Source organism: Roseomonas sp. AR75 (assembly GCF_005222815.1).
In the GTDB taxonomy this organism is placed as follows: Bacteria; Pseudomonadota; Alphaproteobacteria; order Acetobacterales; family Acetobacteraceae; genus Falsiroseomonas.
The window spans coordinates 346,294-357,650 of sequence record NZ_STGB01000004.1; the positions used below are offsets into that span (position 1 = coordinate 346,294).

An 11,357-nucleotide genomic window follows, 5' to 3' on the forward strand; every position below is an offset into this window, starting at 1 on the left:
ACGACGGGGTACCGGAAGCTTGCGAGGTCCGACGGCGAAGACGCCAAGGGAGGGGCATGGAGTAACGCGCATGCCGCGCCACCTTACGTTTCGTGCCGCCGAGCGACGGCGGCGGAATCATCTCCATGGACCCAGGAGGCTGCGTGTTGTCCACTCCCGAGCGCTGGGCGGTCGTGCTGGAAGGTGACTCGCTCGACAACGAGAGCGCGGCGCGGCTCTTCGGTGATGGTCCGATACGCGTTCGTAAGGTCGAGGTGAGGCCGGGCAAGCGCGAGACGGCGCTGCTTGCGGACGATCTAGAAACGCTGGATCGGTCCGCAGAAGTCCACGCTAGCGCTGAGCGATTGCTGGACTTGGTCAATGCCATGCTGCTGATTAGCGATGCCAACCGGCTACCGTTAAGAATGCGGGCCGACTCCGTGCGCGAGCGCGGCCCGAGCGGTATCTGGGACCGGCAGCATGCCCTCATCCGAGGTGAAGTGATAAGCTCGAGATTGCGGAGCGCCAACGCCTTCGGCACTGCCACCGTGACCGGGGGAGCGGAGCGGCCAGAACGACAACCAGAGCCAGGGCAGGCTCCCTCATTCGAGGCGCGGTGCCTGGAACTGGTGCTGCGCGAACAGAAGTTGCCGTGGCGCGATCGGCCCATCACGGATGTCCTCGCCTATCTGCGGGGCGATCCGGACTGGGCGAACCTGTATATGGCCTATGACCGCATCGCGGAGGACATCGGTGCCGCTGGCAGGAAGAGACGCCGAGGCGGGAGAGGAGCGCAGCGCCCCATTGCTCCTTGGGCTAAAAAGGAACGGAGCGAGTTCACGGCGAGCGCGCAGCCTTTTCGCCATGGAAATCGACAGGATTGGGCCGGGCGGACCCCGAACACCGCCATTCCCCTTGAAGAAGCGCGAGCGAGGCTGCTCAGATGGACGCGCGACTGGTTGGAACAGAAGCTGCGGGATGCTGCTCTTTGACATCGCCGCGGGTTGGCACGAATGCCTCGATCCGCGCCCACTTTCTTGAGTTGGAGCCTCGAGAGATAACCCGGCATCGCCGCTGTTGCCGTACAACGCATTGAGCGTCGCACCTTCCGCGCGTGAACTCTGGGGACGGGGGCTGTCACCAGGGGGAACGTGAGGGGGATCGACCTGTTGCTATCCGCATCACCGCTGCGGACAGATCAGTGGCCGGGCTCCCTTCCAGCCAGCGATTCACGACTTCGGCCAACGGGTGCTTGCGCGAGTAGGCAACAGCGTCGATGGACCTGTGCCCTGGTGCCCCGGGCAGCGCAATGTGCCGGACGGCTATTCCGCCCGCCTGCCGTCTCCCGTACGGTATCAGGGAGCGGTCGCTGGCGCTATGCAGGATGTCATCGAGGAATGCGCGCCGGCCTTCCGAGCGCCGCGGGGTGGTCGCCAGCAGCCAGTACCGGGTCTCCGCGACCGCCTCCAGCGTCGCCGGTGATATGCGTGCCGACGTGACGGAGCAGTCCATCTTTAGTGGAAGGTCATACTGCCTGTGCCATCGCCAAATGGCGGCGAAGCGGTGGCTCCCCCCCGAGTTCAAGACGTAGAGACGACCATCCCAGTCCTGCTCCGTGATGTGGATGGGCTCGCCTGCCCGGGCCACACAATCGCTCTGGCCGTGCAGGACTTCCGCAATGAGATCTCTCACGTCCCTCTTGGCAAGAATGTCATCGATGCTGGTGGTGGCGCTCAGACGCTCAAGCGGGACGATGTGGGACTTCGACGCAGTAATGCCGTACACTTCCCGGATGTCTAAATGGCGGCGCTGCGGCGTCTCTGTCTCATCCACGAAGGGACCGAAACGGAAGAAGGGATCGCCGTTGACTACCTCAACGGGGGGGCGGAGGCTCAGGGCGAGATGCTGGTACTCCCTCCATGGGCACGCGTTCGCCATGGAGTCCCAATCGATCCTAGGGTCGCCCACCTTGAAGCCAGCCAACTGCTTCTCCAGCCAGCGAGCAGGAAACGCTATACGCTTCAGCGTCGAGCGAATGCCATTCATCACGTCTGCGGAGCTGCGGTCGGCTCGTCGGTACATACTCGCTCGAGCCTGTTGTTCTCATCGAAGGTAAATGTCACACGGTTCATCATGGCCTCATGTCGGTGCGCGGTTTGCCTGTACCGAAGCTCGTTGCGCTGCCCAGGCACTTTCGAAGGGCTCGAGCAGGCGCGGTAATGCGATAGTACTGGCTTGCTCGCCATCGAGGATCGCCTCGACGATGTCCGGCGCCAGGAGCGTCAGCCGCAGCACTCGAGAGACGTAGGACGAGTTGATCTTCTCGGCTGCGGCCAGGTCCTTGATCGTGGCGAACTGGCCGGATTCCAGCATTCGCCGCCATCGGAACGCCCGCGCCACGGCCTTGATGAGTGTCACGTCCTGCCGGCGATCCAGCGCTAGCACGCCGGGCGTGACCATCGCCTTGCGCCCGCCCCGCGACTTCACACGAAGCGGGATAACCACAGTGAGCGTCTGCGCCGCGTCGCTCACGCCGCCGCCCTCCCGGCCTCGGGCTCTCGGGCGGCAAGGTCCCGGACCAGACTGCCGAGCCCGTCCAGTCGTAGTCGCACCGCGGCGCCGTCTGCCCGGACGTCGACCCGGTCCACCAGCAGCCGCACGATGCGCGTCCGCTCGGCCGGGAAGAGCTCGTCCCACAGCGGCTCGATCCGCTCCAGCGCCAGCAGCACCTCCTGCTCGGTCACGTTGGGCGCTGTCGCGCGCGCGGCCCGCCAGGTGCCGACCACCATCTCGGGCTGCCGGAGCAGCGCGCGCACCTGGGCGACCACCGCCGCCTCGATCTCGCCGGCCGGCAGCCGCGCGATTGCAGGCCTGTCGGCGGCACCGCCCTTCAGCACCGCCTGGCTGACATAGTAGCGGTAGATCTGCTCGCCTCTGCCGCGGCTATGGCTCGGCGACATGGCGCGGCCGTCGCTGTCGTAGATCAGCCCGCGCAGCAGCGGCGCGGTGGTGTTCCGCGTCCGGTTGACGCGCACCCGCGGGCTGACCTGCAGGACGGCGTGCACCGCGTCCCACTGCGCCTGGGTGACGATCGCGTCGTGCTCGCCGGGATAGGCCGTCCCCTTGTGCACTGCCTCGCCGAGGTACAAACGGTTGCTGAGGATGCGGTAGACGTCGCTCTTCGTGAGCGGGCGGCCCCGCTTCGTGGTCGCGCCCTCGGCGCGCAGCACCTGCACCAGCTTCGTGCAGGACTCCAACTCGACGAAGCCCTGGAAGATCCGGCGCACCAGCGCGGCCTCGGCGTCGTTCACCACCAGCTTCCGCTCGCGGACGTCATAGCTGAGCGGCGTGTAGCCGCCCATCCACATGCCGCGCTTGCGCGACGCCGCCACCTTGTCGCGGATCCGCTCGCCGATAACCTCTCGTTCGAACTGGGCGAAGCTGAGCAGGATGTTCAGCGTCAGCCGCCCCATGCTGGTGGTGGTGTTGAAGCTCTGAGTCACCGACACGAACGTCACACTGTTCGCGTCGAACACCTCCACCAGCTTGGTGAAGTCGACCAGCGAGCGGGAGAGGCGGTCGATCTTGTAGACCACCACGACGTCGACCAGCCCCTCCTGAATGTCGGCGACCAGCCGCTTCAGGGCGGGGCGTTCCAGGGTGCCGCCGGAGATGCCGCCATCGTCGTAGCGGTCGCGCACCAAGACCCAGCCCTCGGCCCGCTGCGAGGCGATAAAGGCCTCGCAGGCTTCGCGCTGCGCGTCGAGCGAGTTGAACTCCATGTCGAGGCCTTCCTCGCTCGACTTCCGAGTGTAGACCGCGCAGCGGAGCTTCCGGACGGTCGCCGGCTTCACACCGGCTGGCTTCGCGTCGCGCTTCATGCCGCGCTCCGGCTCGGGCGCAGCCCGAAGAACACGCGCCCGTTCCAGCGCGTGCCAGTGATGGCACGGGCAATGGCGGAGAGCGACTGGTAGGGGCGGCCCTGATACTCGTAGCCAGCGCGGGTCACCGTGACGATGTGCTCGACCCCCTGGTACTCGCGGATGAGCTGCGTGCCGGCGATCGGCTTGTCGTCGCCGCGCATGCGGCGGACCGTGACCTTCCCGCCGTCGAACTGCTGGCCCAGGGCCTCGAGCCGGGCCAGCGTCTCGGGCTTCAGCCCGCCATAGGCCAGTTCCTGGACGCGATAGGCCAGGCGGCTCTCCAGGAAGCGCCGATTGTAGGGCGGCGGCTCCGTGCCGAAGAGTTCCCGCCATTGCTGCTTCAGCGCCGGCGTGGCGGCGGTCTTCAGGGCCGCGAGCCTGCCCAGGACATCGGCGGGCGGAATCGCCGGCGCCGTGAACGTGGGCACGGCCTGGGTCTTGGTCTTCCTCGTCATGCGAGTCTCCGGTTGGTCCGGTTCGCATGCAGGCGTTCGGCGGCCGGGAAGTGTAGCAACCGGTCTCCCTGGTCCGCGCCGTCGCGCGCGGCTTCCTCGGCCGCGCGGCTGCGGAGCCGCAGCAGGCCGCGGGCGAGAAGGTCGCAGACCTCGCGGAGGTGGGGTGGCAGGTGCTGATTGATCGGCAGGGCCATCGTGATCCAACACGCATTGTCCTGCTCCTCATTTACGGAATCGGCCCTGCTTCCTTCTCATGGGCCGTTCGGCTTGGCCTCCGATCCGAACTGCGCCCAGATGTGGCGCAGCTGACGCTTCAGCGTGCTCTCATTCGGCACCTTGCCGCCGCGGCTGCTGAACCACGCGGTCATGTGGCGGATGAGCGCGCCCTGCGATTCGGGAACACCCTCGAAGTAGATGCGGCGGAAGGCTTCGAGATCCGCAGCGCGCCAGTCGTAGGCGCTGGGCCCACCTCGGCCCGGCCGAGCGACGCCCTGCTCGTCGTCGAGCGACTGCAGCAGCGCATCGTACCGCAGCAGTTCAGCGTGCGTCACGCCAACCTCCTCTCGAATCACCGTGTAGCCGCGCTCGTCGTCGCCACCGCTGACAATCCGGCGGTATCGCCCAGGCTCGGCGCCAAGCGAAAAGATCATCTGCGAGCCAGACCTCAGGACATACCAGCCGTCGTCGGGCCTAAGCGGCACAAGGCCACGAACGCGCAGGGTCGACTCCGCCACAGCGTTCCGCGCTCCGTCCGGCGCCGTCTCGTAGCGGCCTTCCTCGACGACAAGCCCTGGGACAGCTGTGGAGAGCGTGATCTTTTCCTCCGACACAAGGACCGCGAGCTCCACCATCGTGATACCGAGACGAGCGCAGGCTTCGTCCGCCGGATAGAACACCTTCTTCGCGAGAGCGGTCATCACCTACCTCCCTACCTGAGCCGCAGATTGCGCATGCGCCGATAAGCCAGGACGACCTGGCCCATGTCCTGGCGCATATCCGGCGGCAGCCGCTTCGCCTCGATAAACAGCCGGTCGAGCGGGATGCCGAGGATCGCGGCCGTGCGCTCGACAATCTCGTCGCTCGGCGGCCGGTCGAGGTTGCGTTCGATGCGCGACCAGTAGCCCGGCGAGATGCCGAGCCGGCCCGCCATGTCGTTCAGCCCGATCTCGAGTTCCGTGCGGCGCAACCGCACGACGTCTCCGAACGCCATCACACGCCTCCCTCGACCAGCCCGTATCGCGACAGCCGCACCGCGACGAAGCGCTCGGAGACACCGAAGTCGCCTGCCAGCGCGGCGACGATGCCGGCGAGCGCATCCGGCGCATTGCCGGCGGCGACGATCGGACTGCCGGGCCTTCCCTGGTTCGCTCCGCGCGTGAGTCGCAGCCCTTCGCTGCGGGCAAGTGCCAGGAGGCGCGTGTGCAGCGCGACCGGTGGTGTCAGCAGCGCACCCATGAATTCGTTGGCGCGCGCCTCCGCACCGCGGCCAAGCCGGTCCAGTGCCTCTGCCGACCGGGCCACGGCGCGATACCGGCGCTCGCCGCGCGCAAGGGCGGCCGGCACATCGAACACCAGGTGGCCGACCTCATGCGCGGCGGTGCTGAGCGCCAGGTCAGGCCGATGTGCCAGGCTTGGTCCATCGACCGCGAGGTAGGCCCAGCCGGGCTCGTGCGGATCGGTGTCGCAGAGGCCGAGGACGGGGCCGCCGAACTCATCGCGCAGCTCGCGCCCGAAGTCCCAGGACACGGACAGGCGGCACCCGTTGACCTCGATCTCGCGGCTCGCCGCGAGCAGCAGCGGAAGCTCGACCGCGGTGCCGCCGCCGTCCGCCAGGATCTGCCGGCGCACTTGCGCCGCGACGGCGCGGATGACCGGCGCCGCCGTCTCCCTGCGGGGGTTGAGCGCGGCAGCGGGCGGGTATGTGACGGCGAGCGTCATAGGACGAACTTCCCTCGGCGGAGACGATCAGGAAACGGTATGTTCGTTCTATGTTCCCCTTCGCCATCCTGTCCAGTGTGGAGTGCATTGGGGGGTGCGCAATTCCAGTGCGCCGCACCCCCTCCGGCGTAAGGCCCTGATCCACCGATCTAAGTGATTGATTGAGAGGGGGTGCAGCGACCATGCCGGCCTCCGATGCACCCCTTTGCACCCCCGATCCCTCGTCGCACCGGCAAGCGGTGTGCTGGCTTCCGGTCATCGCGACACGGACCGGAGGGCAAGCCTCGTGAAGGACAGGAAACACCAGGACTCCGCGCATATTCCTAGCGCCTGGTCGCCCGAGCATACCCGGGTGGCACTCGCGGCGGCCCGCTACCACGCCCAGCGCTTCGCACGCCGAAGCGGCCTCACCGCCCCGGACCGCGACGACCTGGCGCAGGACATCCTGCTGGCCATCGTCGAGGCGCAGCAGCGCTTCGACCCGTCGCGCGGCGCCTGGAGCACCTTCGTCGCCACGCTGGCGCGCCGCGTGCTCATCGACCGCTGCCGACGTCCACGCGCGCCTGACTTCGTCTCGCTCGACACGCCCTGTGTCGCAGCGCTGGTCGCCAAGCTGCCGGCACAATGCCCCGACATAGATGTCGCGATAGTGCTGGCGATGGCCGTGCGCGACCTGCCGAAGGCGCCGCAGAGCCTGCTCGGCGACATCCTCGCGCACAGCGACGTCAGCGCAGCGCGCGACAGCCGCAGCACGTCGCCCGCCACCTTCTATCGCGAACTGCACGACCTGCGTCTCTGGCTGCGTGCTCTCGGTGTTCGTCCATCCGCCTCCAGCGCGACGGCTGCGCGGCGCTGAGAAGATTTCCGCGCTGATCCGTAAATAACCCAGTGAGCACCACGCGTCGCCAGGAGAGCCGATCGATGCGCCTCACCTCCAATGACCTCACGTCGAACGAGTCCGGCCTCAGCCTCGAAGATTTGCTCGATGCTGTGCTGACCGAGAATGATCTGTGTGACCGCTACGCTGATGCGTCGCCCGGCGAGGCGATCATCTACCACATCGGGCTGCTGGCGCGGGATCGCGACAAGGTGGCTTCCGAGCTGGCGGCAGAGCGGCGCGCCGAGCTCGAACTCGTCGCGCGTCGCGTCTGGGCGATGGCGGAGGCCGGTCTTGGCCATCTGCTGCAGCGCCGCGTCGCGCCCGGCTGCTGCGCCTATCTGCTTGTTGTCCGGCCGCGGCCGCTCAGCGCACGCAGCGCGGCGGGCTACGCGATCGCGGAGCTGCTGCGCCGGGAGGTGGCGTGATGGAGACGCGCAGCAACCGTCCGACGCTCGACAGCGTCCGCCAGCTCCCGGTCGGCGACGTCATCGCCCTGCCGCCCGAGCATCTGGCACTGCTGCAGGCTGATGCGCGCGACGCGGTCGACAGCGCGAAGCGGACGCAGGACTGGATTGAGGCGGCCATCGCACTCCGCTTCGAGCAGCGCGCCATCGGCGCCCGCGCCGAGGCCAGGAAGGACACGGGCGTTGTCCGCTTCCAGGAGGGCACGGTGGAGATTGCCGTGGAACTCCCGAAGCGCGTGGAATGGGACCAGCGCCGTCTCGGTACGCTGGCCGAGCAGATCCGCGCCGGCGGCGAGGACCCGAGCGAATACCTGGAGGTCAGCTTCAAGGTGTCCGAGCGGGCCTACACGGCCTGGCCCGATCGCATTCGGAAGGCGTTCGAGCCGGCCCGCACGGTGCGGACCGGTCGGCCGACCTACCGCCTCACCATACTGTCCGACCGCGAGCGGCGCGACAGTCCCCATGCCGATGCTCCCACTCTGTTCGGGGAGCTGGGCTGATGGCGCTGCGCATCATCACCGCCGAGGAACGGCTGGCGGAGGAACGCGGCGTCAAGGCAGCCATCCTCGGTAAGCCCGGCAGCGGCAAGACCTGGCTGCTGAACACTACCTGCCCGGTTAGCACGCTGTTCATCGACCTCGAGGCTGGCGATCTCGCTGTCCAGGGCTGGCCGGGCTCGTCCATTCGCCCACGCACCTGGGAGGAATGCCGCGACATCGCGCTGTTCCTTGCTGGCCCGAACCCCGCTCTGCGCGACGAGCAGCCGTACTCCGCTGCGCAGCATGCGCGCGTTCTGCAGGCTTATGGCGATCCGACGCAGATGGACCACGTCCGGACGCTGTTCATCGACAGCATCACCGTCGCCGGGCGTCTCTGCTTCCAGTGGTGCCGGGGCCAACCCGAGGCCTTCTCCGACCGCACAGGCAAGCCTGATGTCCGCGGTGCCTATGGCCTGCACGGTCGCGAGATGATCGCCTGGCTGACCCATTTGCAGCACGCGCGCGGCAGGAACGTCGTGTTCGTCGGCATCCTCGATGAGCGGCTCGACGACTTCAACCGCAAGACCTTCAGCCTGCAGATCGAGGGCAGCAAGACCAGCCTCGAACTGCCGGGCATCGTCGACGAGGTCCTGACGCTCGCCGAGATCAAGGACCAGGCAGACCGGCCGTTCAGGGCCCTTGTTTGCCAGACGATGAATCCCTGGGGCTATCCGGCCAAGGACCGCAGCGGCCGCCTCGATCTTCTGGAGCCGCCCGATCTCGCCCGGCTCTTCGCGAAGGTGACCGGTGCGCCGGTCCCCTCCGCTGCTGCGCTGCCTCCCGCAGCTCCGCCCGCCACCGACACCGCCAGCTGATCCGAGGAGATCCCGCATGCCTGCGTGGAACGACTACAACGACGCGAAGTCGAACCCCAACCTGATCCCCAAGGGCACGCTCGCGAAGGTCCGGCTGACCATTCGCCCCGGCGGCTTCGACGATCCGAGCCAGGGCTGGACCGGCGGCTACGCGACGCGCGGTAATTCCGGCGCGGTGTATCTCAACGCCGAGTTCACCGTGCTGGAGGGGCCCTACGCCAAGCGCAAGATCTTCACCCTGATCGGCCTCTACAGCCCGAAGGGACCGGACTGGGCGAACATGGGCCGCGGCCTGATCCGCGGCATCCTGAACTCCGCCCGCGGCATCTCCGACAAGGACCTCTCGCCCCAGGCGCAGGCGGCGCGGCGCATCTCCGGCTTCGCCGATCTCGACGGCCTCGAGTTCATCGGCAGGATCGATGTGGGCACCGACGCCGGCGGGGAGGAGAAGAACGAGATCCGCGGCGCGGTGACGCCGGACCATCGGGACTATGCCCAGGTCATGGGGCGCCACGCGGCACCCGCCGGTTTCGCGGCGCCCGCCAGCATCGGGGCGCAGCCGGCCTTCGCCGCTGCCCCGCCCCCTGCGGCGCCGGCTGTGCCACACGGCGCGTTCCCCGCCACGCCGCCTCCGGCCGCCGCGGAGCCGAAGCAGCGCCCGAACTGGGCCCGCTGAGGATCACGCATCGGATGATCCTCCGCCCCCGCCAGAAGCTGTTCGTCGAGCGCAGCCTGCGTGCGCTCGATGCGCGCGGCGACACCCTCGCCGTCGCCCCGACCGGCGCCGGAAAGACGATCATGCTGTCCGCTACCGTCGCGCAGCGGCTTGGCAGCGGCGGCAAGGCGGCCGTGCTCGCGCATCGGGACGAGCTGACCGCCCAGAACCGCGGGAAGTTCCACCGCGTGGCGCCGGGCATCACCACGTCGGTCGTGGATGCGGCGGAGAAATCCTGGGCTGGCCAGGTGACTTTCGCGATGGTCCCCACGCTGACCCGGCCCGCCAACCTGGACGCCATGCCGGCGCTCGACCTGCTGGTGATCGACGAGGCGCACCACGCCGTCGCCGACAGCTACCGGCGGATTGTGGATCGGGCGCTGCAGCGCAATCCCGACTGCCGCATCTACGGCGTCACCGCGACACCGAACCGCGGTGACAAGCGCGGGCTCCGCGCCGTCTTCTCGAACGTCGCCGACCAGATCCGGCTCGGCGAGCTGATCGCCTCCGGCCACCTCGTCGCGCCGCGCACCTTCGTCATCGATGTCGGCGTCGCGGACGAGCTCCGCGGCGTGCGGCGCAGCGGCGACGACTTCGACATGGGCGAGGTCGCCCGCATCATGGACACCGTGCCGGTGACCGGTGCCGTGGTCCGCCACTGGCGCGAGAAGGCCGGCGGACGGCAAACCGTCGTCTTCTGCTCCACCGTGGCGCATGCCGAACATGTGGCCGGCGCCTTCAACGCGGCCGGTGTGCCGGCGGTTGTCGTCCGCGGCGACATGCCGGACGGCGAGCGCCGATCTGTCCTGGCAGCCTACGCCAGGGGCGAGGCGCAGGTCGTGGTCAACGTCGCGGTGCTGACAGAGGGTTGGGACCACCCGCCAACCTCGTGCGTCGTCCTCCTTCGCCCCTCCTCCTTCAAGTCCACCATGATCCAGATGGTCGGGCGCGGGCTGCGCACCGTCGACCCAGCCGAGCACCCCGGAATCGTCAAGCGCGACTGCGTCGTGCTCGATTTCGGCACCTCCTCGCAGATGCATGGCTGCCTGGAGCAGGACGTCGATCTCGACAGCGAGCCCGGTCACGGCGAGGCACCGACCAAGACCTGCCCCTCCTGCGAGGCGGAGATCCCGATCTCCGTGATGGAGTGCCCGATCTGCGGCCACGCTTTCACGCCGCGCGAGCGCGAGACGGCGCCGCTCTCCGACTTCGCTATGACCGAGCTCGACCTGCTGAAGCGCTCCGCCTTCCAGTGGTGCAACCTGTTCGGCGACGACGCGGCGCTGCTCGCCAACGGCTTCCACGGCTGGGCCGGTATCTTCTTTCTGGAGGGCGCCTGGCACGCCGTCGGCGGCGCGAAGGGCGAGCAGACCAGGCTGCTGGCGATCGGCGAACGGCTGGTGACGCTCGCCGCCGCCGATGACTGGCTGAACACCTACGAGACGGACGAGAGCGCCCACAAGAGCCGGCGCTGGCTCCGTGAGCCGCCCACCGATCGGCAACTCGCGCACTTGCCGCCCGCCGCCCGCGCCGATCTCGGGATGACGCGCTACCAGGCCTCCGCGCTGCTCACGTTCAAGTTCAACCGCCACGACATCCGGCGGTTGGTGATGAGCGCGCAGCCGGCGCTCCGGCAGGCGGCATGACCG

Annotated in this window: 15 protein-coding genes; 7 read left to right on the forward strand and 8 right to left on the reverse strand. The window is 68.3% G+C overall.

What is annotated here, in order from left to right; genetic code table 11:
* The first annotated feature begins 146 nt into the window (after nt 1-146).
* Nucleotides 147-971, forward strand: coding sequence for a hypothetical protein (locus E4T13_RS15690; protein ID WP_137179236.1), 825 nt, complete (start codon nt 147-149; stop codon nt 969-971).
* Between the two features lie 145 nt (nt 972-1,116).
* Here the strand turns inward: E4T13_RS15690 and E4T13_RS15695 are convergent, their stop codons facing one another.
* The 8 genes from E4T13_RS15695 to E4T13_RS15730 form a co-directional block, all read right to left on the reverse strand.
* Nucleotides 1,117-2,025 carry a DUF6685 family protein gene (locus E4T13_RS15695; RefSeq protein ID WP_137179237.1) on the reverse strand — a complete coding sequence of 303 codons (909 nt, stop codon included), beginning with the start codon at nt 2,023-2,025 and terminating at the stop codon, nt 1,117-1,119.
* Nucleotides 2,026-2,118: 93 nt separating this feature from the next.
* Nucleotides 2,119-2,511: a hypothetical protein gene (locus E4T13_RS15700; RefSeq protein WP_137179238.1), complete on the reverse strand. Its 393-nt coding sequence runs from the start codon at nt 2,509-2,511 to the stop codon at nt 2,119-2,121.
* On the reverse strand, nt 2,508-3,860 hold the full coding sequence (locus E4T13_RS15705) for a recombinase family protein (RefSeq protein ID WP_137179239.1): 1,353 nt from the start codon (nt 3,858-3,860) through the stop codon (nt 2,508-2,510). Before E4T13_RS15705 ends, E4T13_RS15700 begins: the two co-directional genes overlap by 4 nt.
* On the reverse strand, nt 3,857-4,357 hold the full coding sequence (locus E4T13_RS15710) for a DUF2924 domain-containing protein (protein ID WP_137179240.1): 501 nt from the start codon (nt 4,355-4,357) through the stop codon (nt 3,857-3,859). The genes E4T13_RS15705 and E4T13_RS15710 overlap by 4 nt, the downstream gene beginning before the upstream one ends.
* Nucleotides 4,354-4,551 (reverse strand): hypothetical protein, encoded by a 198-nt coding sequence (locus E4T13_RS15715; RefSeq protein ID WP_137179241.1) that lies wholly within the window; start codon nt 4,549-4,551, stop codon nt 4,354-4,356. The genes E4T13_RS15710 and E4T13_RS15715 overlap by 4 nt, the downstream gene beginning before the upstream one ends.
* Nucleotides 4,552-4,608: 57 nt before the next feature.
* Nucleotides 4,609-5,274 carry a hypothetical protein gene (locus tag E4T13_RS15720; RefSeq protein WP_137179242.1) on the reverse strand — a complete coding sequence of 222 codons (666 nt, stop codon included), beginning with the start codon at nt 5,272-5,274 and terminating at the stop codon, nt 4,609-4,611.
* Between the two features lie 11 nt (nt 5,275-5,285).
* A complete protein-coding gene (locus E4T13_RS15725) occupies nt 5,286-5,567 on the reverse strand; it encodes a helix-turn-helix domain-containing protein (RefSeq protein WP_137179243.1) in 282 nt (93 codons plus the stop codon).
* Entirely contained in the window at nt 5,567-6,295 is a 729-nt protein-coding gene (locus tag E4T13_RS15730) for an ImmA/IrrE family metallo-endopeptidase (protein ID WP_137179244.1), read from the reverse strand. Before E4T13_RS15730 ends, E4T13_RS15725 begins: the two co-directional genes overlap by 1 nt.
* A 352-nt stretch (nt 6,296-6,647) precedes the next feature.
* On the opposite strand from E4T13_RS15730, the gene E4T13_RS15735 reads away from it, so the two are divergent.
* The 6 genes from E4T13_RS15735 (at nt 6,648) to E4T13_RS15760 (ending at nt 11,354) form a co-directional block, all read left to right on the forward strand.
* Nucleotides 6,648-7,151, forward strand: a complete 504-nt coding sequence (locus E4T13_RS15735) for a sigma-70 family RNA polymerase sigma factor (protein ID WP_170985023.1) — start codon at nt 6,648-6,650, stop codon at nt 7,149-7,151.
* 65 nt (nt 7,152-7,216) lie between these two features.
* Nucleotides 7,217-7,600 (forward strand): hypothetical protein, encoded by a 384-nt coding sequence (locus E4T13_RS15740; RefSeq protein WP_137179246.1) that lies wholly within the window; start codon nt 7,217-7,219, stop codon nt 7,598-7,600.
* Nucleotides 7,600-8,139, forward strand: coding sequence for a hypothetical protein (locus E4T13_RS15745; RefSeq protein WP_137179247.1), 540 nt, complete (start codon nt 7,600-7,602; stop codon nt 8,137-8,139). The genes E4T13_RS15740 and E4T13_RS15745 overlap by 1 nt, the downstream gene beginning before the upstream one ends.
* On the forward strand, nt 8,139-8,993 hold the full coding sequence (locus E4T13_RS15750) for an ATP-binding protein (RefSeq protein ID WP_137179248.1): 855 nt from the start codon (nt 8,139-8,141) through the stop codon (nt 8,991-8,993). The genes E4T13_RS15745 and E4T13_RS15750 overlap by 1 nt, the downstream gene beginning before the upstream one ends.
* 16 nt (nt 8,994-9,009) lie before the next feature.
* Complete coding sequence (locus tag E4T13_RS15755; protein ID WP_137179249.1) at nt 9,010-9,669, forward strand: hypothetical protein; 660 nt, start codon at nt 9,010-9,012, stop codon at nt 9,667-9,669.
* 14 nt (nt 9,670-9,683) lie between these two features.
* Nucleotides 9,684-11,354 (forward strand): DEAD/DEAH box helicase, encoded by a 1,671-nt coding sequence (locus tag E4T13_RS15760; protein WP_137179250.1) that lies wholly within the window; start codon nt 9,684-9,686, stop codon nt 11,352-11,354.
* Nucleotides 11,355-11,357: the final 3 nt, after the last annotated feature.